We start from the raw sequence: 22,880 nt of genomic DNA on the forward strand, positions 1-22,880 counted from the left end.
CGCAGCACGGCCTACTCCTCCCAGCGCGCGAGTCGGTCCGCGACCTCGCGGGTGGTCGGCCGCTCCAGCGAGTCGACCAGCCGCCCGTCGCCGAGGAAGACCACCCGGTCGGCGGCGGCCGCGGCGGCCGGGTCGTGGGTGACCATGACGATCGTCTGTCCGCTCGTGTCGACCATCGCGCGCAGCATGCTCAGCACCGTGCGGGCCGTGCGGGTGTCCAGTGCCCCCGTCGGCTCGTCGGCGAAGAGCACCGCGGGCCGGGTCACCATCGCACGGGCGATCGCCACGCGCTGCTGCTGGCCGCCCGAGAGCTCGGCCGGCCGGTGCCCGGCACGATCGGCCAGGCCGACGGACGCGAGCACCTCACGAACCTCGCGGCGCTTGGGCCGGCGGCCGGCCAGCCGCAGCGGCATCGCCACGTTCTGCTCGGCGGACAGCGAGCCGATCAGGTTGAAACTCTGGAAGACGAAGCCCACGACGGTACGGCGCAGCCGAGTGAGCTCGGCGTCCGAGGCGTCGGTGATGTCCTGGCCGGCGATCCGCACCCGGCCTGCGCTGACCCGTTCGAGCCCGGCGGCGCAGTGCAGCAGCGTCGACTTGCCGGATCCGGAGGGACCCATCACGGCCGTCCAGGAGCCGGCGCGAAAGGCGATGTCCACATCGTCCAACGCGCGGACCTCGGCGGTCCGCGCGCCGTACACCCGGGTGACGGCCTGGAGTTCGACCGCCGGTGCGGTCGTGACCGGCGGCTCCGCCGGCAGCTGCCTCGTCTGCGTGTCCATGCTGTCAATTGCACCGGCGGCGGGGCCGCGAAGCAGTCACGGCAACGGGCCTCTTGGGGGTAGGGCTGCCCTAACCGCGGGCGCGCCGCACGCTCCCGACGATCGAGATGAGCAGCAGAACCGCGAATCCGGTGCCGGCCGTCTCACCGATCGAGTTGATCAAACCCTGGCGCTGGACCAGCCAACCGTATAGAAACCAGGCGATCAGACCCAGGCCCATCAACGTGTACGACGCGACGGTCAGCCGGGACACGGTCTCGACCACCGCCGGGTCCCGTTCATCGACGGCCATGCACCAAGAGTGACATCGATCGACCGAAATCGACACCCCGCGGCGGGCCGGCATGATCCACGGGACAACGCCCTACGTGCCGGGGCGCCGTCCGTACACGTGGACCGGGGTGCCGACCTTGCCCAGGCTCCACAGCTTGCGTGCGTCGGCGGGCAGCAGGTTGACGCAGCCGTGGGAACCGATCGCGCCGTTGTGGATGTAGGTGGTCGTCTCGTGGAAGCCCATCCCGTTGACGAAGTGCTGCCAGTAGGGCAACCACACCTCGTACGGGTCGGACCACTCCTTGATGTTCCGGAAGTTGACTTTGTAGTTGCCGGCCGGCGTCTGGAAGCCGCCCGACATGCCGGTGCGGGTGACCGTCGGCCCGAGGATGACCTTGCCGTCGCGGATCGCCAGCACCGTCTGGTTGGTCAGGTCGACGCAGAAGGTCAGGCCCTTGCCGGCCTTGCATTTGCGCGGGTCGGTGGCCGCCAGCCGCTTGGCCACGCCGGCAGTGGTCGGCCCCGCGCGGCCCTCGGCCGGCGAGATCCCGAACCGCCGCTGGAACCGCTTGATCGCCTGGCAGTCCTGCTCCGACTGCTTCCCGTCGATGGTGATCGTGCCGAACGAGCCGAGGTCGGACAGCGCCGTCTCGACGTCGCGCTGACGCTCACCCGTCGGGCACCCGACCGGCTTGGGTTTCGGCTTGACCTTCGGCTTTTGCGGGGTTTTGTCGGGCTTTGGGGCGGCCGTGGACGGGGTGGCAGTCGGGTCCGGCGGGCCGCTCGCCCCCGTTCCGACCGTCGCGCTCACCGGCACCGGACCCCCGCCCTTAGCCGACGACTGCGACGGCGCGAACGTGCACGCGCCGGCACCGACCACCGTGACGACAGCAACAGCAACGAGACGCATGGTCGATCCGCGCACACCGTGCATCGAGGCCCTCCCCAGGACTGTCGTCGTTTCATAGACGTCCCGGAACCTCCACAGGTTGCGGATCCCCCGGCGATTTCTTTCGTGCAACACTGGAGGGTCGCCTTCCAGACCTTTCGGGGAGTGCCCGCGTGAACGACGGCCCGTTGATCGTCCAGTCCGACAAAACCCTGTTGCTCGAGGTCGACCACCCTGATGCGGTCGCCTGCCGGATGGCCATCGCGCCCTTCGCCGAGCTCGAACGCTCACCGGAACACGTACACACCTATCGCCTGACCCCGCTCGGACTCTGGAACGCCCGTGCCGCCGGCCACGACGCCGAGGGCGTGGTCGACGCGCTGATCAAGTTCTCGCGCTACCCGGTGCCGCACTCGCTGCTCGTCGACGTCGCCGAGACGATGGACCGCTACGGCCGACTCCAGCTCGTCAACCACCCGACGCACGGCCTGGTGTTGCAGGCCACCGACCGGGTGGTGCTGGTCGAGGTGGCCAAGAGCAAGAAGCTGGCCGGGATGCTCGGCAACAAGGTCGACGACGACACGATCGTCGTGCACCCGTCCGAGCGCGGCCGGCTCAAGCAGGCGCTGCTCAAGCTGGGCTGGCCGGCCGAAGACCTGGCGGGCTACGTCGACGGTGAGGCGCACGAGATCGACCTCGCGCAGGACGGCTGGCAGCTTCGGTCATATCAGCAGGAAGCGGTCCAGTCGTTCTGGGCGGGCGGCTCCGGCGTGGTGGTGCTCCCCTGCGGCGCCGGCAAGACGCTGGTCGGCGCCGCGGCGATGGCCGAGGCCAAGGCGACCACCCTGATCCTGGTCACCAACACGGTCGCCGGGCGGCAGTGGAAGCGGGAGCTGATCGCCCGCACGTCGCTGACCGAGGAGGAGATCGGCGAGTACTCGGGCGAGCGCAAGGAGATCCGCCCGGTCACCATCGCGACCTACCAGGTGCTGACGACGCGCCGCAACGGTCAGTTCGCCCACCTCGACCTGTTCGGCGCGCGCGACTGGGGCCTGGTGATCTACGACGAGGTGCACCTGCTGCCGGCGCCGATCTTCCGGTTCACCGCCGACCTCCAGGCCCGCCGCCGGCTCGGGTTGACCGCGACCCTGGTCCGCGAAGACGGCCGTGAGGGCGACGTGTTCTCGCTGATCGGCCCGAAGCGCTACGACGCGCCGTGGAAGGACATCGAGTCGCAGGGCTGGATCGCGCCGGCCGAGTGCACCGAGGTGCGGGTCACCCTCACCGACGAGGAGCGCATGGCGTACGCGACGGCGGAGACCGACGAGCGCTACCGCGCGGCGGCGACGGCGCGCACCAAGCTGCCCGTGGTCCGCGCGTTGGTCGACAAGCACAAGGGCGACCAGATCCTGGTGATCGGCGCGTACATCGAGCAGCTGCACCAGATCGGCGACTACCTCGACGCGCCGATCGTGCAGGGTGCCACCACCAACAAGGAGCGCGAGCGGCTCTTCGACGCGTTCCGGTCAGGTGAGATCCCGACACTGGTCATCTCCAAGGTCGGCAACTTCTCGATCGACCTGCCCGAGGCGGCGGTGGCGATCCAGGTGTCCGGCACGTTCGGCTCGCGCCAGGAGGAGGCGCAGCGGCTGGGCCGGGTGCTGCGGCCGAAGTCCGACGGGCGGCAGGCGCACTTCTACACCGTGGTGTCCCGGGACACGATCGACACCGAGTACGCGGCACATCGGCAGCGGTTCCTGGCCGAGCAGGGCTACGCGTACACCATCGTCGACGCCGACGACGTGCTCGCCTAACGGACGCGACCGGCCGACGGGCGTTCGGGGACCCGTGGGCCGGTCGCGGGTGGGCTGTTGGGCACCCGCGGTCCCTTCTCCAGCAGCGGGGCCAGCAGGTCGCCGAGCTCGTCGACGCGTTCGAGCACCTCGACGGCCGTGAACTGGCGGACCGCACCGTCCTCGACCTCGTCCCAGGTCAGCGGGGTCGAGACGGTCGGCGTGGGCTGGGCACGCAGCGAGTAGGGCGCGACCGTGGTCTTGGCCGCGTTGTTCTGGCTCCAGTCGATGAACACCTTGCCCGGCCGCAGGTTCTTCGCCATCTTCGAGGTGATCTGGCGCGAGTGCGCCTTCTCCAGCTCCTCGGCCACCACCTTGGCGTACCCGGTGACGATCTCGGCGTTCTGCGTGCCGGCGATCGGGCAGCAGAGCTGCATGCCCTTCTTTCCTGAGGTCTTCGGGTAGCTGTCGATGCCGTCCTGCGCCAGCCGTTCGCGCAGCAGCACCGCGACGGCCGCGCATTCGGCGAGCCCGGCCGGGGCGCCGGGGTCGAGGTCGACGACGAGCAGGTCGGGCTTGGGCTCCTTGCTCCGACCGATGCGCCACTGTGGAGTGTGCAGCTCCAGCCCCGCCATGTTGGCCACCCACACCAGGGTCGGCAGGTCGTCGCAGACCACGAAGTCGATGGTCTCCCGCCCCTGGCTCGATCCCGGCGTCGGGAGGTTCTTCAGGCGCACCCACTTGGGCGTGCCGGCGGGCGCGTTCTTCTCGAAGAACGACGGGCCGTCGACGCCGTTGGGAAAACGGATTCGGGTCAACGCCCGGTCGCGCAGGTGCGGCAGCAGGATCGGGCCGACCTGGGTGTAGTAGTGGATGACCTCGCCCTTGGTGAACCCGGCGGCGGGGTAGAGCACCTTGTCCAGGTTGGACAGCTCCACCTCCTGCCCTTCGACGTCGACCCGGATGCGGGCCGGCTGCTTAGCCATCGGTCACGTCCTCCGCCGTCAGGTCTGGGCGCAGCCGGAGGTACCGCGGAAACCGGAGGCGTCCGTCGGGGGTCCGCTGGCCATATCGCACTTCTAGCACGATGTCAGGCTTTACCCAGATTGCGCCGCGAGCATCCTCCCGGGGCACGGACTGGTCGCCGGTGACGAACGGGCTGGTCTTCGTGACCAGCGGTTCGAGGACCTTGAGCAGGGCGCGCTCGGCGGCTCCGCTGATCCCGCCACCGACCCGGCCGCGGAAGGCCAACCCACGGTCGGTGGGCGTGCCGACCAGCAGGCCGCCGATCTTGCGGACCCCGGGGCGCCAGCCGCCGATCACGAACTCGGCGGTGCTCTCCAACTTGACCTTGACCCAGTCGGGGGTACGCGCGCCCGCGCGGTAGATCGACCCGTCCCGCTTGGCGACGACGCCCTCGAGCTGGTATTCCTCGGCGGCGGCCAGGGTCGCCTCGCCGTCGGTGAAGGTGGGTGGCACCGCCCAGCGGGGTGCTCCCAGCCCGAGGCCGTCGAGCGCGGCCCGCCGCTCGGCCAGGGGTCGGCCGGTCAGGTCGACACCGTCGAGCCGCAGCAGGTCGAAGATCATGTAGGTGACCGGGAGGCTGGCCGCGAGCCGGGCAGCACGGATCTTGTCGCGTACGTGCATGCGCTCGGCGAGCTGAGTGAACGACGGCACACCGTGCGCGTCGAAGACGACGACCTCGCCGTCGAACAACGCGTCGTCGGTGGCTTCGGCGAGCCCTTCCAGCTCCGGATAAGCGGCCGTGATCTCCGCACCGGAACGGGCCCAAATCCGGCGTCGCCCCTGGGATATATCGGCGATGGCGCGCACGCCGTCCCATTTGAACTCGTAAATCCAGCCGTCACCGGACGGCAGGTCACCCGTGGTGGCCAGCATCGGTTTGATCGGCGCGCCCGGCACGTTCTTTACCTTAGGCGCTGTTTCATGGCTGGGTCGGCCTGTGGGTGCGCGGCAGCTATGTCCGGATACCGGCATGTATCCGGATGAAGCTGCCGTGCGGCCACCCGGCACCCGGGCCCGCCGCTGTCGTGAAACAGCGCCTTAAGCGCCCGCCATGCTGGTCAGAAGGACCGCGACGGTGCGAGCATGGTCGGTGACTGGGCTGCTGACCGGCGGCGGGGGTTTCCGGCGAGCACGATGGGAGCGTCATGCGGGCGATCTGGAAGGGCGCCGTTTCGTTCGGCTTGGTGTCGATCGCGGTTCGGCTCTATTCGGCGACCGAAGAAAAGGACATCCGGTTCCACCAGGTGCACCGGGAAGACGGCGGCCGGATCCGCTACAAGCGCACCTGCTCGGTCTGCGGCGAAGAGGTCACCTACGACGACATCGCCAAGGGCTACGACATCGGCGGCGGCGAGATGGTCGTGCTGAGCGACGAGGACTTCGCTGACCTGCCGCTCTCGACGTCCCGGTCCATCGACGTGCTGGAGTTCGTGCCGGCCGACCAGGTCGACCCGATCCTCTACAACAAGGCCTACTTCATGGAGCCGGAGGGCACGGCGACCAAGCCTTACGTGCTGCTCCGCGACGCCCTGTCCGACTCGGAGCGGGTCGCGATCGTCAAGGTCGCCCTGCGCCAGCGCGAACAGCTGGCGACGCTGCGGGTCCGCGACGGCGTGCTGGTGCTCAACACCATGTTGTGGCCGGACGAGATCCGCAAGGCCGACTTCGGCTTCCTCGACGAGGACATCTCAGTGCGCCCGCCCGAGCTCGCGATGGCCAGCTCCCTGGTCGACTCGATGGCCGGCGACTTCGTCCCGGACGCGTTCACCGACGACTACCGGGCCGCGCTCCAGGAGGTCATCGACGCCAAGGTCGAGGGCCGCGAGATCGTCCAGCCCGAGGAGCAGGAAGAGGCCCCGTCGGCGGCGGTCGACCTGATGGCGGCGCTGAAGGCGTCGGTCGAGCGGGCACGCGCGGCCCGCGGCGAGGCTCGGGCCGAGACCGACGACGGCGAGGCCCGCCCCGCCACCCCGATCACGGCAGCGAAGAAGGCGACGAGGAAGTCGGCGCCTGCGGCGGCCAAGAAGGCAGCCCCGGCGAAGAAGACAGCAGCCAAGAAGGCCGAGCCAGCCACGAAGAAGGCCGCGGCGAAGAAGACGACCCGCAAGTCGGCCTAGCCGATCAGCTCGGCGCAATCACCGGTAACCCTCGAGCCTGCGCTGCGTCGCCAAGTCGTTTGTCGTAGGTGACGAACCAGGTCAGGCCTGGGCGCAGGCTCTCAGCGGTTGCCAAATGCAACGCGTCCAGCGAACGCAACCCGGCGCCCGGCAACGAAGCCGCCCCGTCGAGGAGGTCGTCGGTGAGCGGTCGTTGGTGGATCGTGGCCAATACCGACCGCAACACCGGGATCGCCTGGACACTCATGCGCAGCAACGCTCGATGAGATTCGGTCCGCGCCAAGGCCGATGAGACCAACGCGTGCGGGTTTGCTCCGAGCCAGGCCCGCAGCGCGTCTGTCTCGGCTTCTCGGTGGGCCAGTTTCACAATCGCGGAACTGTCGAGGTAGATCACAGCCGCTCCTCGCGCAGGTCCGAAACGGCCTGGCCGGCATCCCCCTCACCCTCGACCGGTGTCACTGCTAGCAGCGCCGCGACGCCGCCCGGGTTGCTGGCGGGGGTCAACACACCAGCACGGATCAACTCATCGACGGCAGGATCGCCGGTCGAGGGCAAAGGCACGAGCATCGCGATCGGTCGGTCATGCTCAGTGATCACCACCGTCTCGCCGGCCGCGGCTCGGTGAATCACCTTGGAGGTGTTCCGGGTGACCTCGCGGATGCCCATAATTGTCATGCCAAAATGTTATCACCGAGCACACGGCCGAGCGGTCATCAGTCGAGGGTGTGGACCTCCAGGGCGCCGTCGGCGTAGTCGGCTCGTACGCGCTTCTTGTCGAACTTGCCCACCGAGGTCTTGGGGACCTCCTGGATGAAGCTCCACCGCTCCGGGAGCTGCCACTTCGGCACGCGGTCGGCCAGGAAGGCGCGCAGCTCGTCCGGCGTCACCGTCGAGCCCTCGCGGATCACCACCGTGGCCAGGGGGCGTTCGTCCCAGCGCTCGTCCGGCACCCCGACCACGCACGCTTCGAGGACGGCCGGGTGGGCCATCAGGACGTTCTCCAGCTCGACCGACGAGATCCACTCGCCGCCGGATTTGATCACGTCTTTCGCCCGGTCCGTCAGGACCAGGTAGCCGTCCGCCGACAGCGTGCCGACGTCGCCCGTGCGGAGCCAGCCGTCGCGGAACTTCTCCGGGTCCGGCTCGTCTTCGCCCAGGTAGTGGGCCGTGACCCAGGGGCCGCGGACCTCCAGCTCGCCGACCGACTCACCGTCGGCCGGGACCTGTTCGCCCAGCGGGCCGATGATCCTCGCCTCGACCCCGGCCGGGAAGCGGCCCTGGCTGTCGCGGTATGCCAGCAACGCGTCGCCCGTCGCGCCCGCCGGTGGGCGGGATACCGAGCCCAGGGGCGACATCTCCGTCATGCCCCAGGCGTGCACGATCTGAATGCCGAAGCGCTCGGCGTACGCGTCCATCAGAGCCGGCGGGCAGGCGGAGCCGCCCACGATCGCCTCGCGCAACGACGAGCCGGCGGCCAGATGGCCGAGCACGTCGTTCCAGATGGTCGGCACCGCGCCGGCCTTGGTCGGCTGGAGTGCCGCGATCATCTCGGCGATCGGCGCGCCCTGCAGGAAGCGGTCCGGCATGATCAGCGACGCGCCGGACATGAACGCGGCGAACGGGATGCCCCACGACATCGCGTGGAACATCGGCACGATGGCCAGCTCGCGGTCGGTGGAGGCGAGGCCGAACGCCTCCGGCATGCACACCTCCATCGAGTGCAGCCAGATCGAGCGGTGCGAGTACGCGACGCCCTTGGGGTTGCCCGTCGTGCCGGACGTGTAGCAGAGGGCGGCCGCGTCGCGCTCGTCGACCTCGGGCCAGTCGAAGGTCGTCGGCTTGCCGGCCAGCAACTCGTCCCAGTGGTGGATGGTGACGTTGCCTGCCAGCGGCGCCGGATCGCCACCGCCGACCACCACCACGTGCTCGACCGTCGTCATCTGCGGCAGCACCTTGGCCAGCAACGGGATCAGCGCCGAGTCGACGATGACCACGCTGTCCTGCGCGTGGTTGGCGATGTAGGACACCTGGTCGGGGAACAGCCGGATGTTGAGGGTGTGCAGCACCGCACCCATGCTCGGCACCGCGAAGTAGGCGACGAGGTGCTCGTTGTTGTTGAACTGGAAGGTGGCGACCCGCTGGTCGCCGGTCACGCCGAGGTCGTCGCGGAGGGCGTGGGCCAGTTGGGCCGCCGCCGCGCCGACCTCGGCGTAGCTCATCCGCCTCGGCTCGGCACCCGTCCAGGTCACCACCTCGGAGGCGCCGTGCACGGTCGCACCGTGCCGCAGGATCCGGGAGACGAGGAGGGGGGCATCCATCATCGTGCTGCGCATACCAACAACTTAGTGGCGCAGCTCACAACCCACTACGGGTCAGATGAGGGTTTCGGCGCGCGCTTCCATCTCGGCCGGCGTGGGCGGCTGGTTGGCGGCCGGGCCACCGCGCAACTCCTTGTCCGGCACCAGCAGCGTGACGACCACCGCGATGATCGCGACCAGGCCGGCCACCAGGAAGACCGTGTGCAGCGAGTCGACGAACGACACCTGGATCGCGTTGCGTACGACGTCGGGCAGCGCCAGGATCTTCGACGGCTCGTTGATCGAGATGCTGCCGGTGCCGAGCGACGACTGGACGCCCGCCGCCTGCTCGGGGGTGAGCTGGCTGATCGCACCGGGGACCCGGGAGGCGGTCTCCGTGGCCAGCCGGCTGCTCAGGATCGAGCCAAGGATCGCCACGCCGAACGAGCCGCCGAGCGAGCGGAAGAACGTCGCCGCGCTCGTACCCGCGCCCAGGTCCCGCATCTCGACCGAGTTCTGCACCGCCATCACCAGCGACTGCATCGACAGGCCGAGGCCGACGCCGATCACGATCATGAAGCAGAACGCGACGCCGAGCGGCGAGTCGACCTGGAGCTGGGTGAACAGCAGGATGCCGATGCCCAGCAGCACCGAACCGGCGACCGGGAACCACTTGTAGCGGCCGATCCGGCTCATCGCACGGCCGGCCAGCACCGAGGTCACGATGATGCCGGCCATCATCGGCAGCATCAGCAGGCCGCTCTTGGTCGGCGACGCGCCCTTGACGATCTGCAGGTACAGCGGGATGAAGATGATCGACCCGAACATCACCAGGCCGAGGATGAAGCCCGCACCGTTGGCCAGCGCGAACGTCGGCCGGCGGAACAGGTGCAGTGGCAGGATCGGCTCGGCCGCCCGGCCTTCCTGCACCAGGAACAGCACCGCGAACACCGCGCCGACCGCGAACAGGCCGAGGATCGTGGCCGAGCCCCACGCGTACTCGGAGCCGCCCCAGCTCAGTGCGAGCAGCAGGGAGCTGACGCCGACCACGAGCAGGCCGGCGCCCAGCCAGTCGATCTTGTGCTCGCGCTTCGTGAAGGGGATCAACCGCATCACCTTGTACGCGACGACGATCGCGACGAGCGCCAGCGGGACGTTGATGTAGAAGATCCAGCGCCAGTTGGTCTCGGCGAAGTAGCCACCGACCAGCGGGCCGGCGACCGAGGCGAGACCGAACGTGGCACCGAAGAGGCCCTGGTAGCGGCCGCGCTCCCGAGGCGAGACCACGTCGCCGATGATCGTGAACGCCAGCGTCATCAGACCACCGGCACCGATCCCCTGGATACCGCGGGTGATGATCAGCTCGATCATGTTCTGCGACAGGCCGGCCAGCAGCGAGCCGACCAGGAACGTGCCGATCGAGAACAGGAACACCGGACGGCGGCCGATCAGGTCGGAGATCTTGCCGTACAGCGGTGTCGACGCCGTAGAGGCCAGGAGGTACGCGGTGACCACCCACGAGTAGTGGTTGATGCCACCGAGCTCGCCGACGATCGTCGGGAGCGCGGTGCCCACGATCGTCTGGTCGAGCGCCGCCAGCAACATGCCGAGCATCAGGCCGGACAGGAGAAGGAGGATCTGCTTGTGGCTCAGCTGGGGGCGGGCGGGGGCTTCGGTGCTCATTGCGCAAGTCTGTTCCGGCGTTACCTGCATCTGCCATCAAATGTGCAGCGGACCACTGCGCAGCCCCCTGACCGCGACGGGTCAGGGGGCTGGTGGGACGGTTGGTGCGGGTCAGCCGGCGAAGCGCTCCACGATCGTCTTGTTGAAGGCGGGGATGTCGTCCGGGTTCCGGCTGGAGATCAGGTTGCCGTCGACGTGCACCTCCTCGTCGACCCAGGTGGCACCCGCGTTGACCAGGTCGGTGCGGACGCTCGGGAACGAGGTGAGGGTCCGGCCCCGCACGACGTCGGCCTCGACCAGCGTCCACGGGCCGTGACAGATCACGGCGATCGGCTTGCCCGCCTCGGCGAACGCCTTGACGAACGCGACCGCGCCGTCGTCCATGCGGAGTTTGTCGGGGTTCTGCACGCCGCCGGGCAGCACCAGGGCGTCGTACTGTCCTGGGTCCGCCTCGGCCACCGTGCGGTCGACCGGGTAGGTCTTCGATTTCTCCGTGTGGTCCATCGACTGGATCGAGCCCGTCTTGATCGAGACAAGCTCCGCGGTGCCGCCGGCATTCTCGACCGCGTCCCGGGGCTCGACGTACTCGGCCTCCTCGACGCCATCGGTGGCCAGGAAGGCTATTCGCTTGCCATCTAGTCGCATGCTCGCGGTCCTCCTCAGGTGGGATCAGGGCTGTGCATCTCCCGAGCGGCGTCCGGGTCGTCGGGCGACGGCGGCCGGCCCGTGAGCGCTCCGCCGGCGCCGAGGGTGATCGTGCGGCGACCCGCGCGGACCACCCGGGGCAGGGTGACCGTCAACAGGCCGTGGTCCATCGTCGCGTCCACGCGATCGGGGTCGACGTCCGCCGGCAACGCGACGCGGTACTCGAAGGCCTTGCTCATCCGACCTTCCGGCGTGGTGCGCGCCCGCACGACGATCTCCCGGACGTCGACGTCGAGCGCGACCTCCTCCGGCGCGACACCCGGCAGCCGGGCCGTGACGGTGAACGCCTCGTCGGTCTGGTCGAGGTCGACGTCGTGCAGCGCACCGCGGCCGAAGCCGGAGCCCACGAGCCGACCGAGCTCAGCCCGCAGCGACTGAAGTTCGGCGAATGGATCCCAGCGACGTTCCGGACTGTTCATACGAATGCCGCTACCCGGAGCCGGGAGGGCGAAACCTGAGGTGGAGCCGCCTGACGGAATCGAACCGTCGACCTACGCATTACGAGTGCGTCGCTCTGGCCAACTGAGCTAAGGCGGCGTGCCGTCATGCGGCCCGCCAAGCATACGGCACGGTCACAGGTGTCACGCCACCGGCCAGACTCCCGATCGACGGCTGTCCGTGGCGGTCGCGTCGCCGCTAGGCTCCGCACGTGACGGATGATGCCACCGTGTCGCCCCCCGCCCGGCGCATCCCGCAGGCCGAGGCCATGGCCACCCGGCGCCCCCGCCCGCGGACCATGAATCCGATCGAGCTCGGCTTCAAGCCCCGCCCTCCCGTGCCGTGGCTCGCGCCGCTGCTGTTGCTCAGCACCGGAGTGCGCGCGCTGCTGGCCATCCTGTTCGGCGCCTACCTCGATAAACGCGAGCTGCAGAACTCGCTGCCGGGCGACGTCATCCAGGAGCCCGGCACCGACGGCGAGCTGTGGCTCGACTACGTCGCCGACCTGGGCGACGGGTTCAACTCCACCTACTCGATCGCCTACCTGCTCGCTCAGCCCGAGCTCGAGCTGGACGGCCAGAGCCTGCCCCGCGGCCAGGTGCTGGTGATGGGCGGCGACCAGGTCTACCCGACGGCGAGCGCGCCGGACTACGAAGACCGGTGCAAAGGCCCGTACACGGCGGCCATGCCCTGCCCGCCTTCAGCGGCGCCGCAGCCGACGCTCTACGCGGTGCCCGGCAACCACGACTGGTACGACGGCCTGACCGCGTTCCTGCGGCTGTTCGCCCGGCAGCGGGACGCCTCGCTCGGCGGCTGGCGCACCAAGCAGTCCCGGTCTTACTTCGCGGTGAAACTGCCGGCCGGCTGGTGGCTGCTGGCGCTCGACGAGCAGTTCGGCGCGTACGTCGACGACCCGCAGCTCAACTATTTCGAGGCGGCGGCCCGCGAGTTCGACCCGGAGGACAAGATCATTTTGGCGGTGCCCGAGCCGTCGTGGGTCAAGGCCGCACTCGAGAAGAGCCCCGAGGCGTACGACGCGGTCGACTACTTCATCCGCACGATCATCGCGCCGACCGGCGCGCGGGTGCGGCTGATGCTCTCCGGCGACCTGCACCACTACGCCCGCTACAGCGGTGTCGACCGCGAGCTCGTGACGTGCGGCGGCGGCGGCGCCTACCTCTACCCGACCCACGAGCTGCCCAGCGAGGTCGTCGTGCCGCCGCCGGACACGCTGTCACGCCGGTCGAGCCAGTCCCGGCCGTACCAGCTCGCCGCGACGTACCCGGACAAACCAACGTCGCGCCGGCTCGCCTGGGGCGTGTTCGGCCGGCTGCCGACCCGCAACGCGGGATTCGCGACGCTGATCGGCGGGCTCCAGACGCTGCTTATGCTGTCGATGGCGGGCATCGCGACGCAGCAACGCAACGAGACCGGCTTGCGGCTGTTCAGCATCCCGCTGGTCACGATGCTGGTGCTCACCCTCCTCGGCGCGGCGTTCTTCGCCAAGCCACCGACCGCGGTCGGCAAGCGCTCGCTACGGCACTGGTTCCTGGGCACCGGCAACGGACTGGCGCAGATCGCCCTGGCCGCCCTCGGCACCTGGCTCTGGCTGATGACCCCGTTCCCGGACTGGCCGTGGCCGTTCTCGCTCCTGATCGCGATCGCCGTCTACGGCCCGCTGGCCGGCCTGGCCGGATCCCAACTGGTCGCGCTCTATCTGCTGATCGCGGGCCGCTTCGGGGTCAACATCAACGAGTTGTACGCGGGCCAGGGCATCGACGACGTGAAGAGCTTCCTGCGGCTCCACATCTCGTCCGACGGAGCCCTCACGGTCTATCCGGTAGCGGTCGACCGCATCTGCCGCGAGTGGCGCCCGAACCCGTCAGCCCCCGACGAACGCCCATGGCTGGAGCCGGCCCAGTCACTCGTCTACCGCGCGGCGGACGCCCCCTTCACGCTGCGCTGACCGCGTTTCAGTTGCTCGGGGCGTACGCCTCGTCGTGTGCCTTGCGCGGCCCGCAGACGCTGGCTCGGCTGCATGAGCAGCGGGAGCCGTCGGCGTCGAGGCGGACCACGACCGAGTCGCGCGGGACGCTGTGGGCCACCACCCGGCCGTCGCCCTCCGGGGTCGTCACGCGCGAGCCGACGGCGGGCGCGCTCGACTGGAAGCTCTGGTACAGCGGGTGCTCGTATTTCAGGCAGCACATGAGACGTCCGCACGCGCCTGAGATGCGTAGTGGGTTCAGCGGCAGGTCCTGGTCCTTGGCCATCCGGATCGTCACCGGCTCGAAGTCGGTGAGGAACGTGGCGCAGCACAGGTCTCGGCCGCACGAGCCGATGCCGCCCTGCACCCGCGCCGAGTCGCGGGCCGACAGCTGGCGCAGCTCGACCCGGCAGTGCAGCGTCGCGCCGAGGTCGCGGACCAGCGAGCGGAAGTCGACCCGGTGCGGCGCGGTGAAGTAGATCGTCGTGCGGGCGCTGGCGCCGGACGCGTCGAGCACGTGGTCGACCGCGACGACCTTCATCGGCAGGCTGTGTTCGCGGATCAGCTTCTTCGCCGCCGCCTTCGCCTCGGCCTTGCGTTTGCGCTGGGTCTCGTCGCGCGCGAGGTCGGCGTCGGTGGCCATGCCGGCCAGCTTCGGGAAGCCCGACGTGTCGTCGTCGACCCACTGCGCGGCCCAGACGCACTCCGCCACCTCAGGCCCGTCCTCGGTCGGCACGAGCACCCGGTCGCCGACCACCGGAGTGAGGTCGACCGGGTCGAGGTAGTACAGGCGGCCGTAACGGTTGAAACTGACCGCGCACAACATGCCCATAGCCGTCACCATACGTCGGCCGGTGTGGCGTACACGACCATGCGACTTTTGGACGAATCGCATTGACCGTACGAATGGGACATCCGGTGTTGCCGCAACCCCACCGAAGGGCCGTCGTTGGCTCGGGTGCGATCAGGCTTCGGGGGTCGGCACACTCGGGTCGTGCCGGCCCCCGATTCGTATCGATGTCGGTCACCAGACGGTTGAAACCGTCGCCGATCGCGGGACAAGCTCGACCGGTTGGCGTTGAGTGAACGCACCAAGCCTGCGGGGGGTGCAGGAAAAGGCCACGGCGTCGCAGCCGGAGCGGATGCTCCCGAGCGCGACGCCGTCGCCATTTCCGAGGATTGCTCACCCGGGGCACAATGCATCGATGACCGACGCTCCAGCGCGCTCCCACGTGCGGTCCTGGCTCCGCTTCCCGATCGACAACTGGCCGAGCCGGATCTACCTGCTGCTGGTCGCCATCGCGGTGGCCGTCTACCTGATCGACCGGTCGGTCACCCGCCCGGACGCCTCGTTCGCCGCGATCTACATGCTGATCCTCACGGCGCCCGTGTCACTGCTGGCCACGGTCCCGTTCATCGGGGTCGCCGTCGGCACCCTGGTCAACGCCACCATCATCGGCGCGCTCGCGCACCTGGGCCGCGCGCGGCGTGCGTAGCTCCACGCAGCACTGCCCGGGCGCGGGCGCCAGCACCGCCTCGATGCCGTTGGTCTCCAGGCCGGCGAGGAAGCCGCACAGGTACGCGTGGTTGATCCCGCACACCAGCTCGGTCGAGCGCTCGACCAGCTGATGAAAGGGGCAGTTGAGCAGCCGCAACCCAATAATCGGCGCGGTGCGGTCCGGCTCGAAGCCCGTGCGCTCCAGCATCGCCTCGCTCAGCGTCAGCGATCGTTCGGGGCCGAGCCGGCCGGGACGGGTGCGGGCGCGTTCGGCGACGCCGAGCGACTCACCGCGCTCGCGTGCGACGCGCACAGCCGCGGCTCGGGAATCTTCGCCGGGTCGCTGCGTGAGCACGGCGTCGAGCAGGATCTCGGCGATCAGGTCAGGCCGGCGCTCCGGGATGTTGACCCGGATGTCGACCTCGGTCAGCTCGTAGACCTTCGGTCTGCGGCCGACCTTCCGCACGCCGCCGGGGCTCTCGTGGCTCGCCCGCAACAGGCCGGCCGCGACGAGCTTGTCGAGGTGGAAGGCCGCCAGCTTGGTCGAGATGCCGGCGTCGGCGGCGGCCTCCTCGCGCGTGACGGGCCGGCGCACGCGGCGGATGAAGGCGAACATCGTCCGGCGCTGCTCGTCGGCGAGCACCGCGAGGTCCTCGATGGGCGTCACCCCTCCACCATAACGCAAAAATCGACTGGTAGAACTTGTTCACTTGACCTGCTTCGGGAATTACGCCAATACTTATTGGTGAAACCCGAGGGAGGAATACCGTGTCGATCGAACCGCAGCGGCTGGACGAGCGCGCTGCCCGCCGGAACGGACGAACCCCGACCCCGCTGCGCGTCGTGCACGAGTCCGAGGGCATCGACCTCGAAGCCGCCGAAGCGGCCGCCGGCCATTTCCTGCGCGCTCTCGGGGTGCGCACCGACACCGAGAGCATGCGGAACACACCCAGGCGGATGGCCCACGCGTACGCCGAGCTGTTCAGCCCTCGGCCCTTCGACCTGACCACGTTCCCCAACGACGAGGGCTACGACGAGCTCGTCCTGGCCCGCGCCATCCCGGTGCGGTCGGTCTGCGAGCACCACCTGCTGCCGTTCGTCGGCACAGCGCACGTCGGCTACCTGCCCGGCCAGCGGATCCTCGGACTGTCCAAACTGGCCCGGGTGGTCGAGCACTTCGCCTACCGGCCGCAGGTGCAGGAACGCCTGACCAAGCAGATCGCCGACTGGCTCCAGACCCAGCTCGCCCCCAAGGGCGTCGGCGTGGTTATCGAGGCCGAGCACACCTGCATGACCCTGCGCGGCGTACGCGCCGACGGCTCGTCGACCATCACCTCCACTCTGCTCGGCGTGCTTCGCGACGACCCCCGCACCCGGGCCGAGTTCTTCGCTCTCACCGGAAGGCAGTGACCATGAACGCGCACGTGATCGTCGGAGCCGGGCTAGGCGGCGCGAAGGCCGCGGAGACCTTGCGCGAGGAGGGCTTCACCGGCCCGGTCGTCCTGATCGGTGACGAGCGCGAGCGGCCCTACGAACGGCCGCCGCTGTCCAAGGGCTATCTGCTGGGCAAGGACGAGCGCGAGAAGATCTACGTCCACACCCCGCAGTGGTACGCCGAGCACGACGTCGACCTGCGACTCGGCACCCGGGTCACCGCCGTCGACCCCGCCGCGCACCGGGTGACCATGGCCGACGGGAGCCGGCTCGACTACGCGAAGCTGCTGCTGACCACCGGGTCCGCGCCGCGCACGCTCGAGGTGCCCGGCGCCGACCTGGCCGGCGTGCACTACCTGCGGCAGGCCCACGAGAGCGACCGGCTCAAGGACGCCTTCCGGCCGGGCGCGCGGGTGGTGGTGATCGGTGCGGGCTGGATCGGCCTGGAGACGGCTGCCGCCGCCGTGGCCGCCGGGGCGCACGTCACCGTGCTGGAGGCCGCGGACCTGCCGCTGCTGCGGGTGCTCGGCCGCGAGGTCGCCCAGGTGTTCGCCGACCTGCATCGCCGGCACGGCGTCGACCTGCGGCCGAACGTGCGGATCGCCGAGCTCACCGGCAACGCGGGCACGGTCGACGGAGTGCTCCTCGCCGACGGAAGCCGCATCCCGGCCGACGCGGTCATCGTCGGTGTCGGCGTCGCGCCCAACACCGACCTGGCCACCGCGGCGGGGCTGACCGTCGACAACGGCGTCGTCACCGACGAGCACCTGAGCACGTCGGCTGCTGACGTCTACGCGGCGGGTGACGTCGCCAACGCGTACCACCCGTTCCTCGGTCGCCGCATCCGCGTCGAGCACTGGGCCAACGCGCTCAACCAGCCGCAGACGGCCGCCCGCGCGATGCTCGGCCAGGAGGTGTCCTACGACCGGCTGCCGTACTTCTACACCGACCAGTACGAGCTGGGCATGGAGTACACCGGCTACGTCGAACCGGACGGCTATGACCAGGTCGTCTTCCGCGGCGACCCGGCCTCGGGCGAGTTCATCGCCTTCTGGCTGGCCGGCGGCCGGGTTCTGGCCGGCATGAACGTCAACGTCTGGGACGTCACGAGGCCGATCCAGGAGCTGATCCGCTCCCGCGCCGTCGTCGACCAGGCCCGCCTGGCCGACCCGCTGGCTCCGCTGGAGTCGCTCAGCAGCTCAGCCGGGTGATGCGCTCGTAGCTCGCCGGCGGCGACCCCTCGACCGCCGAGCGGTGGCCGTCGAGCGGATGTGAGATCGTCTCCGCGTCGGCGCCGGCCGCATCGAGCGCGGTCAGCACCCGCGTGGCGATCGTGACCGCGGCGCGGGAGGCATCGCTGGTGCCGAGGACGACCGCGACCGCCTCGCCCGAGGTGAGCACGTCGGCCAGCACCGCGGCCAGGCTCGCCCGCGTGCGCGCCACCCAGTCGGCGACCTCGTCGGCCAGCCGGGCCGTCGCACCCAGCGCATCGGTGGCGGCGGTCAGGTCGGCGGCCAGCCGCGCCGCGTGCGCACTGAACGCGTCTCCGGCCGGTCCCTCCCAGGCCACCGGGGCGCTCACCGCCACCCGAGCCTCGTCATAGGTCGTCGTGCGGGCGCGCACGGCCGCGCCGGCCTCCGCGATCGGCTCCGCCCGGAGCGTCGACACCAGAGCGGCCACGGCCTCACCCGGCAACGCCCGCACGCGCCGCAGCAGCGGCCAGACGGGGTCGTCGTCGGCCGCACCGAACCGGGTCAACAGGTCGTCGACCCGCGCCAAGAGGTGACCGGCCGGCCGAGTGAGGTGATCGAGGGCATCGCTCATGGCTCGCCCGCCTGGGTGGTGCGGCGGGCCGCGTCGCCTTCGGTGTCGGCGTAGCCGCCCCTCGCGGTGCGCAGGGTGGCCGCCGTGTCGGTGAGGCGGGCGGCGAGCGTGGCGGCCGTGTCGCCCCGGTCGGACAGCGCCGCCGACCAGCGGCCGTGGAGCTCGCGACCGAGCTCGCCCAGCCGGCCCGGCAGATCGCCGCCGAAGGCCCCCGGGCCGGGGTCCGCTGCCGTGGACCACCCGCCAAGGTGGACGGCCAGGTCGTCGAGGCGCGCCGCGGCGGGGCCGAGGGGTGACGTCACAGCTCCCCCATCGCCGGGTAGTCGCCGAAGGTCTCGGCGCGCAGTTTGTCGCGCGCCCATCTGGCCGCATCGGCCGCCGCCGCGATCGTGCTGGTCAGCGACACCGAGATGTCGCGGTTGCCGCGGCCTTGCAGGCTGCCCACCACGCGCACCGACGTCACCTCCCCTGCCGCGGTCACCACCACCTCGACCAGGCCGTCGGGCGAGCGGACCGTCACCTCTGTCGCGCGCACCGCCCGGTCGAACTCGGCACGCAGTGACTCGATGCGGCGGTAGCGTGCGATCGCCTCTTCGACCCAGGCTTCGTCGATCTCTCGCGGCATTCGGCTCCCTCACCGACGGTGTCGCGACCACCACCACACGTCGTCCAGGCATCGAACCGTACCGCTGTAAGAACCACGGCGAAACCCCGCCTGTGGATAACTCGGTAACTAACGCCAGAGGGAGAGCATCATCGCCTCGACGGCGATGCGGGGCTTGACGTTGGCCTCGATCGCCGTGCGGCATTCGAGCACCGCCTCCAGGCGACGCAGCGCGTCGTCGGGCGACCACTTGCGTGCCGCGGCCTCGGCCAGCGGCGTCGCGTCGGTGTGCACCGGAGCTACCGCCGCCGAGAGAGTGCGGACCAGCACGTCGCGATAGAAACCGGCCAGGTCGACCAGGGCCCGGTCGAGCGCGTCGCGCTGCGCCCGGGTGGCCCGCGACTTCTGCCGCTTCTCCAGGTCCTTGAGCTGGCCGGCGGCGCCGCGGATCGCGCCGGTCGCGCCGCGGCCCGTGCCGCCTGCGCCGAGCGCGGTCTCCAGCGCGCTGCGTTCGCTGCTGTCCATCTCGGACACCGCGGCCTCCGCCTCGGCCTCGGCCGCCTCGATCAGCGCCGACGCGGCGTCGAAGCACGCACCGACGCCGGTCAGCCGGCGCGGCACGGCCAGCACCGCCTCGCGGCGGCGGCGGGCATCGGCGTCGCGGGCCAGCCGGCGGGCGCGGCCGACGTGGCCCTGCGCGGCCGCGGCGGCCCAGGCGGCGGTGTCGGGCTCCACGCCGTCGCGGAAGGTCAGCACCGAGGCGACCGCCGCGGCCGGCGGCTGGCGCAGGGCGACCACCCGGCACCGGGACCGGATCGTCACGGAGATGTCGTCGGGGTGCGTCGAGGGTGCGCAGAGCAGGAAGACCGTACGCGGCGGCGGCTCTTCGATCGCCTTGAGCAGCGCGTTGCCGGCCTGCTCGGTGAGCCGGTCGGCATCCTCGATGACCACGACCTGCCAGCGCCCACCGGTCGGCGTGCTGGCCGCCCGCAGCACCAGCGCCCGCATCTCGTTGACGCCGATGGACAGCCCGTCCGGGGTGACCATCCGCACGTCGGCGTTGGTGCCGGTGAGCGTGGTGTGGCAGCCGGTGCACCGGCCGCAGCCGACCCCGGTGGCGCACTGCAGCGCCGCGGCCAACGCCCGGGCGGCGACCGACCGGCCGGAGCCGGGCGGGCCGGTGAAGATCCACGCGTGCGTCATCGCCGATCCGGCGCCCGAGCCGTCGAGGATGGCCACCGCACCCGCCGCCGCGCGGCGCAGGGTGTCGACGGCCTCCTCCTGGCCCACCAGGTCGGCGAAGACGTCAGCCACGTGGTTCCAACTCCCGATCCGGCGGCGGTACGGAGCGCTGGGCGCCCAGCGCGGACGCGGACGGCTTGTCGTCGTCCGGGCCGGTGTCGGATTCGGGGGAGTCGTCCCCGGTCGGCTCGCCCCGGTTCGCCGCGTCGACTATCGAGGCTATCTCCTGCTCGGAGAGCTCCGGCTCGGTCGTGGTGTCGGGCTGCTTCGCCGGGCCTGGGTGGTCGGGGCCAGGGTCGCCGAGCATCGGCGTCACCCGGTCGAACACCGCGATCGCGATGTCCTCCGCCGGCCGGGTCGCGTCGAGCACCAGGTAGCGGCGCGGGTCGGCGGCGGCCAGGTCGAGGAACGCGTAGCGGACCCGCTCGTGGAACGACAGAGCCTCGGTCTCCAGGCGGTCGTGGGCGCCGCGCGCCGCCGCCCGGGACAGGCCGATCGTGGGGTCGATGTCGAGCAGGACCACCAGGTCGGGCTTGAGACCACCCGTCGCCCAGGACGAGAGCCAGGACACCTCTTCGACCGGCAGCGTGCGTCCAGCGCCCTGGTAGGCCAGCGACGAGTCGACGTAGCGGTCGCTGACCACCACGGCACCGCGGGCCAGTGCCGGCCGCACGACGGTGGCCACGTGGTTGGCGCGGTCGGCGGCGTACAGCAATGCCTCGGACCGGGGTGAAAGCTCGCTCTCACCCTCGAGCACCATCTCGCGGATCCGCCGCCCGACCTCGGTCGCGCCGGGCTCGCGGGTGACCACGACGTCGCGGCCCTCCGCCCGCAACGCGTCGGCCAGCGCGGCGACCTGGGTCGACTTGCCGCTGCCCTCGCCACCCTCGAAGACCACGAACACACCGCGCCAGGCGGACGGCTCGGCGGGCGAGAGCGGGCGGCCGCGCATCGAGCCCCAGAGGTCGGCGAGCACGCCGACGCCCGGCTTGTCGTCCATCTGCTTGAAGGCGCTGATCCCGGACAGGATGCCGGCGACGCCGGCGATCAGCAGCAGCAGCCGAGTCGACGAGATGGAGACGCCCAACGAGGCCATCTCCAGCTTGCGCGAGCCGCCGACGCCGACCAGCAGGCTGCTCAGCGCGATGGCGATCATCAGGACGACCCGGGTGCCGGTCTGCACGACCGCGAAGACCCGGCCGCGCACCTCGTCGGCGACCTCGATGCCGAGCAGCGTGATGCCGGCCAGGAAGGCCATGCCCGCGCCGGCGCCGACGAGGACCGCACCGACGATCGCCATCGAGAGGTGGATCGAGGCCGCGAGGACGATCACGGACGCGGCGGCCAGGACGATGCTCATGCCGAACCAGCGGCGTCGCGAGAGGTCCTTGATGATCGCCGGACCGAGGCCGATGCCGACCGACAGCCCGACGAAGAGGAACGCGAAGAGCAGGTAGAACGCGGCGTCACCGGCGCTGAGCGACTGGGTGAAGAACCGGGCGGTGCCGATCACCACGCCGCCGCCGGCGAACGCGCCGAAGATGCCGAGCACGAGGCCGCGGACGAGCGGCGAGTTGCCGATGAACTTCCAGCCGTCGACGAACTGCCGCACCATGCTGACGTTCTCGCGGTCCGCGGGCGCGGTGCGGCCGCTGATCTCCTTGATGCCGTAGAAGACCACGATCGCCGTGGCCAGCCGGGAGAACGCGTTGAACCAGAGCGCGAGTTGGGCGGGCTCGGCCCAGTCGGCCGGCGCCGCACCGGTGATGCCGCGGACGCTGGCGTCGAGGGCGGCCAGGCCGACGGCCGCGAGCACCGGCGTGAGGCCGTACGTGGTGATCAGGGTCAGCTGGTTGGAGACCTCGAGGCGGGACTTCGGGATCAGGTTGGGTACCGCGGCCTCCTTGGCCGGGATCCAGATCAGCGTGATGGCCTCGATCAGGAAGGTGGCGATCGCCGCCCACCCGACGACGATGCCGCCCGCGAAGCCGAGCAGGGCGACCACCGGGATCGACGCGAACAGCACGAACCGCAGCAGGTCGCAGATGACCATCGTGTAGCGGCGGTCGAACCGGTCGGCGAGCACGCCGGCCACCGGCCCGAGCACGAGCGCGGGCAGCAGCCGCACCGCGATCACGCCACCGAACGCCAGGCCCTTCGCCGTGTCCCCGCTGACCTGCGCCGACGCGAAGATCGAGGTGGCCAGCAGGCCGAGCCAGTCACCGAGCGATGCCACGCCGAGAACGAGCCAGAGCCGCCGGAACGGCCGGATCCGGAGCACGGCCCGCAGT

At 70.6% G+C, this 22,880-nt stretch carries 24 protein-coding genes and 1 tRNA gene; 6 read left to right on the forward strand and 19 right to left on the reverse strand.

The window, feature by feature from the left end:
- Positions 1-11 precede the first annotated feature (11 nt).
- The 3 genes from AB0J88_RS14280 to AB0J88_RS14290 form a co-directional block, all read right to left on the reverse strand.
- Positions 12-782 carry an ABC transporter ATP-binding protein gene (locus AB0J88_RS14280; protein WP_364344983.1) on the reverse strand — a complete coding sequence of 257 codons (771 nt, stop codon included), beginning with the start codon at positions 780-782 and terminating at the stop codon, positions 12-14.
- 70 nt (positions 783-852) lie between these two features.
- On the reverse strand, positions 853-1,074 hold the full coding sequence (locus AB0J88_RS14285) for a hypothetical protein (RefSeq protein ID WP_364344981.1): 222 nt from the start codon (positions 1,072-1,074) through the stop codon (positions 853-855).
- Positions 1,075-1,146: 72 nt separating this feature from the next.
- Positions 1,147-1,965: a L,D-transpeptidase family protein gene (locus AB0J88_RS14290; protein ID WP_364344979.1), complete on the reverse strand. Its 819-nt coding sequence runs from the start codon at positions 1,963-1,965 to the stop codon at positions 1,147-1,149.
- Positions 1,966-2,117: 152 nt separating this feature from the next.
- On the opposite strand from AB0J88_RS14290, the gene AB0J88_RS14295 reads away from it, so the two are divergent.
- Positions 2,118-3,758: a DNA repair helicase XPB gene (locus AB0J88_RS14295; protein ID WP_364344977.1), complete on the forward strand. Its 1,641-nt coding sequence runs from the start codon at positions 2,118-2,120 to the stop codon at positions 3,756-3,758.
- On the opposite strand, the gene ligD (AB0J88_RS14300) is transcribed toward AB0J88_RS14295, so the two are convergent.
- Both ligD (AB0J88_RS14300) and ligD (AB0J88_RS14305) read right to left on the reverse strand, forming a co-directional pair.
- Positions 3,755-4,723, reverse strand: a complete 969-nt coding sequence (gene ligD / locus AB0J88_RS14300) for a non-homologous end-joining DNA ligase (protein WP_364344975.1) — start codon at positions 4,721-4,723, stop codon at positions 3,755-3,757. The genes AB0J88_RS14295 and ligD (AB0J88_RS14300) overlap by 4 nt on opposite strands.
- Complete coding sequence (gene ligD, locus AB0J88_RS14305) at positions 4,716-5,660, reverse strand: non-homologous end-joining DNA ligase (RefSeq protein ID WP_364344972.1); 945 nt, start codon at positions 5,658-5,660, stop codon at positions 4,716-4,718. Before ligD (AB0J88_RS14305) ends, ligD (AB0J88_RS14300) begins: the two co-directional genes overlap by 8 nt.
- A gap of 248 nt (positions 5,661-5,908) precedes the next feature.
- Between ligD (AB0J88_RS14305) and AB0J88_RS14310 the strand changes: the two genes are divergently transcribed.
- Positions 5,909-6,880 (forward strand): Ku protein, encoded by a 972-nt coding sequence (locus AB0J88_RS14310; RefSeq protein WP_364344969.1) that lies wholly within the window; start codon positions 5,909-5,911, stop codon positions 6,878-6,880.
- Between the two features lie 4 nt (positions 6,881-6,884).
- On the opposite strand, the gene AB0J88_RS14315 is transcribed toward AB0J88_RS14310, so the two are convergent.
- The 7 genes from AB0J88_RS14315 to AB0J88_RS14345 all read right to left on the reverse strand — a co-directional run bounded on the left by AB0J88_RS14315 (position 6,885) and on the right by AB0J88_RS14345 (position 12,102).
- Positions 6,885-7,274: a type II toxin-antitoxin system VapC family toxin gene (locus tag AB0J88_RS14315; RefSeq protein ID WP_364344966.1), complete on the reverse strand. Its 390-nt coding sequence runs from the start codon at positions 7,272-7,274 to the stop codon at positions 6,885-6,887.
- Positions 7,271-7,555, reverse strand: a complete 285-nt coding sequence (locus tag AB0J88_RS14320) for a type II toxin-antitoxin system prevent-host-death family antitoxin (RefSeq protein WP_364344963.1) — start codon at positions 7,553-7,555, stop codon at positions 7,271-7,273. Before AB0J88_RS14320 ends, AB0J88_RS14315 begins: the two co-directional genes overlap by 4 nt.
- A gap of 38 nt (positions 7,556-7,593) precedes the next feature.
- The gene (locus tag AB0J88_RS14325) at positions 7,594-9,213 is read right to left on the reverse strand and encodes a fatty acid--CoA ligase (RefSeq protein ID WP_364344960.1); all 1,620 of its coding nucleotides are present in this window, start codon (positions 9,211-9,213) and stop codon (positions 7,594-7,596) included.
- Between the two features lie 39 nt (positions 9,214-9,252).
- On the reverse strand, positions 9,253-10,860 hold the full coding sequence (locus tag AB0J88_RS14330; RefSeq protein ID WP_364344957.1) for an MDR family MFS transporter: 1,608 nt from the start codon (positions 10,858-10,860) through the stop codon (positions 9,253-9,255).
- Positions 10,861-10,971: 111 nt separating this feature from the next.
- Positions 10,972-11,505, reverse strand: coding sequence for a type 1 glutamine amidotransferase domain-containing protein (locus AB0J88_RS14335; RefSeq protein WP_364344954.1), 534 nt, complete (start codon positions 11,503-11,505; stop codon positions 10,972-10,974).
- 14 nt (positions 11,506-11,519) lie between these two features.
- Positions 11,520-11,984 (reverse strand): Hsp20/alpha crystallin family protein, encoded by a 465-nt coding sequence (locus AB0J88_RS14340; protein WP_364344951.1) that lies wholly within the window; start codon positions 11,982-11,984, stop codon positions 11,520-11,522.
- 41 nt (positions 11,985-12,025) lie between these two features.
- Positions 12,026-12,102: transfer RNA gene (locus AB0J88_RS14345), tRNA-Thr, on the reverse strand.
- Between the two features lie 169 nt (positions 12,103-12,271).
- Here AB0J88_RS14345 and AB0J88_RS14350 point away from each other — a divergent pair.
- Complete coding sequence (locus AB0J88_RS14350) at positions 12,272-13,969, forward strand: metallophosphoesterase (RefSeq protein ID WP_364346094.1); 1,698 nt, start codon at positions 12,272-12,274, stop codon at positions 13,967-13,969.
- 7 nt (positions 13,970-13,976) lie between these two features.
- Here the strand turns inward: AB0J88_RS14350 and ricT are convergent, their stop codons facing one another.
- Positions 13,977-14,819 carry a regulatory iron-sulfur-containing complex subunit RicT gene (ricT, locus tag AB0J88_RS14355; protein WP_364344948.1) on the reverse strand — a complete coding sequence of 281 codons (843 nt, stop codon included), beginning with the start codon at positions 14,817-14,819 and terminating at the stop codon, positions 13,977-13,979.
- 373 nt (positions 14,820-15,192) lie between these two features.
- Between ricT and AB0J88_RS14360 the strand changes: the two genes are divergently transcribed.
- A complete protein-coding gene (locus AB0J88_RS14360) occupies positions 15,193-15,483 on the forward strand; it encodes a hypothetical protein (protein ID WP_364344945.1) in 291 nt (96 codons plus the stop codon).
- On the opposite strand, the gene AB0J88_RS14365 is transcribed toward AB0J88_RS14360, so the two are convergent.
- Entirely contained in the window at positions 15,379-16,152 is a 774-nt protein-coding gene (locus tag AB0J88_RS14365; protein ID WP_364344942.1) for a hypothetical protein, read from the reverse strand. The genes AB0J88_RS14360 and AB0J88_RS14365 overlap by 105 nt on opposite strands.
- 167 nt (positions 16,153-16,319) lie before the next feature.
- Between AB0J88_RS14365 and folE the strand changes: the two genes are divergently transcribed.
- Both folE and AB0J88_RS14375 read left to right on the forward strand, forming a co-directional pair.
- Positions 16,320-16,895: a GTP cyclohydrolase I FolE gene (gene folE, locus AB0J88_RS14370; RefSeq protein ID WP_364346092.1), complete on the forward strand. Its 576-nt coding sequence runs from the start codon at positions 16,320-16,322 to the stop codon at positions 16,893-16,895.
- A gap of 2 nt (positions 16,896-16,897) precedes the next feature.
- On the forward strand, positions 16,898-18,130 hold the full coding sequence (locus AB0J88_RS14375) for an FAD-dependent oxidoreductase (protein WP_364344939.1): 1,233 nt from the start codon (positions 16,898-16,900) through the stop codon (positions 18,128-18,130).
- Here AB0J88_RS14375 and AB0J88_RS14380 read toward each other — a convergent pair.
- The 5 genes from AB0J88_RS14380 to tmk all read right to left on the reverse strand — a co-directional run bounded on the left by AB0J88_RS14380 (position 18,111) and on the right by tmk (position 22,870).
- A complete protein-coding gene (locus tag AB0J88_RS14380; RefSeq protein ID WP_364344936.1) occupies positions 18,111-18,743 on the reverse strand; it encodes a hypothetical protein in 633 nt (210 codons plus the stop codon). The two genes, AB0J88_RS14375 and AB0J88_RS14380, sit on opposite strands and share 20 nt — an antisense overlap.
- Positions 18,740-19,045 carry a hypothetical protein gene (locus AB0J88_RS14385; protein ID WP_364344933.1) on the reverse strand — a complete coding sequence of 102 codons (306 nt, stop codon included), beginning with the start codon at positions 19,043-19,045 and terminating at the stop codon, positions 18,740-18,742. Before AB0J88_RS14385 ends, AB0J88_RS14380 begins: the two co-directional genes overlap by 4 nt.
- Positions 19,042-19,368, reverse strand: a complete 327-nt coding sequence (locus AB0J88_RS14390) for a YbaB/EbfC family nucleoid-associated protein (protein WP_364344930.1) — start codon at positions 19,366-19,368, stop codon at positions 19,042-19,044. Before AB0J88_RS14390 ends, AB0J88_RS14385 begins: the two co-directional genes overlap by 4 nt.
- Before the next feature lie 108 nt (positions 19,369-19,476).
- Positions 19,477-20,661, reverse strand: a complete 1,185-nt coding sequence (locus AB0J88_RS14395; protein WP_364344927.1) for a DNA polymerase III subunit delta' — start codon at positions 20,659-20,661, stop codon at positions 19,477-19,479.
- Positions 20,654-22,870, reverse strand: coding sequence for a dTMP kinase (gene tmk, locus AB0J88_RS14400; RefSeq protein ID WP_364346090.1), 2,217 nt, complete (start codon positions 22,868-22,870; stop codon positions 20,654-20,656). The genes AB0J88_RS14395 and tmk overlap by 8 nt, the downstream gene beginning before the upstream one ends.
- Positions 22,871-22,880 lie beyond the last annotated feature (10 nt).

It is taken from the genome of Asanoa sp. NPDC049475, from assembly GCF_040676915.1.
GTDB lineage: Bacteria > Actinomycetota > Actinomycetes > Mycobacteriales > Micromonosporaceae > Asanoa.

Excerpts from the sequence above, each read along its gene's own strand:
- ricT (WP_364344948.1), bottom strand. The coding sequence starts at position 14,819 with ATGGGCATGTTGTGCGCGGTCAGTTTCAACCGTTACGGCCGCCTGTAC.
- AB0J88_RS14375 (WP_364344939.1), top strand. The coding sequence starts at position 16,898 with ATGAACGCGCACGTGATCGTCGGAGCCGGGCTAGGCGGCGCGAAGGCC.
- AB0J88_RS14335 (WP_364344954.1), bottom strand. The coding sequence starts at position 11,505 with ATGCGACTAGATGGCAAGCGAATAGCCTTCCTGGCCACCGATGGCGTC.
- AB0J88_RS14340 (WP_364344951.1), bottom strand. The coding sequence starts at position 11,984 with ATGAACAGTCCGGAACGTCGCTGGGATCCATTCGCCGAACTTCAGTCG.
- AB0J88_RS14310 (WP_364344969.1), top strand. The coding sequence starts at position 5,909 with ATGCGGGCGATCTGGAAGGGCGCCGTTTCGTTCGGCTTGGTGTCGATC.
- ligD (WP_364344975.1), bottom strand. The coding sequence starts at position 4,723 with ATGGCTAAGCAGCCGGCCCGCATCCGGGTCGACGTCGAAGGGCAGGAG.
- AB0J88_RS14380 (WP_364344936.1), bottom strand. The coding sequence starts at position 18,743 with ATGAGCGATGCCCTCGATCACCTCACTCGGCCGGCCGGTCACCTCTTG.
- AB0J88_RS14330 (WP_364344957.1), bottom strand. The coding sequence starts at position 10,860 with ATGAGCACCGAAGCCCCCGCCCGCCCCCAGCTGAGCCACAAGCAGATC.
- AB0J88_RS14320 (WP_364344963.1), bottom strand. The coding sequence starts at position 7,555 with ATGACAATTATGGGCATCCGCGAGGTCACCCGGAACACCTCCAAGGTG.
- AB0J88_RS14325 (WP_364344960.1), bottom strand. The coding sequence starts at position 9,213 with ATGCGCAGCACGATGATGGATGCCCCCCTCCTCGTCTCCCGGATCCTG.
- AB0J88_RS14280 (WP_364344983.1), bottom strand. The coding sequence starts at position 782 with ATGGACACGCAGACGAGGCAGCTGCCGGCGGAGCCGCCGGTCACGACC.
- AB0J88_RS14285 (WP_364344981.1), bottom strand. The coding sequence starts at position 1,074 with ATGGCCGTCGATGAACGGGACCCGGCGGTGGTCGAGACCGTGTCCCGG.
- AB0J88_RS14360 (WP_364344945.1), top strand. The coding sequence starts at position 15,193 with ATGACCGACGCTCCAGCGCGCTCCCACGTGCGGTCCTGGCTCCGCTTC.
- AB0J88_RS14390 (WP_364344930.1), bottom strand. The coding sequence starts at position 19,368 with ATGCCGCGAGAGATCGACGAAGCCTGGGTCGAAGAGGCGATCGCACGC.
- AB0J88_RS14290 (WP_364344979.1), bottom strand. The coding sequence starts at position 1,965 with ATGCGTCTCGTTGCTGTTGCTGTCGTCACGGTGGTCGGTGCCGGCGCG.
- AB0J88_RS14350 (WP_364346094.1), top strand. The coding sequence starts at position 12,272 with ATGGCCACCCGGCGCCCCCGCCCGCGGACCATGAATCCGATCGAGCTC.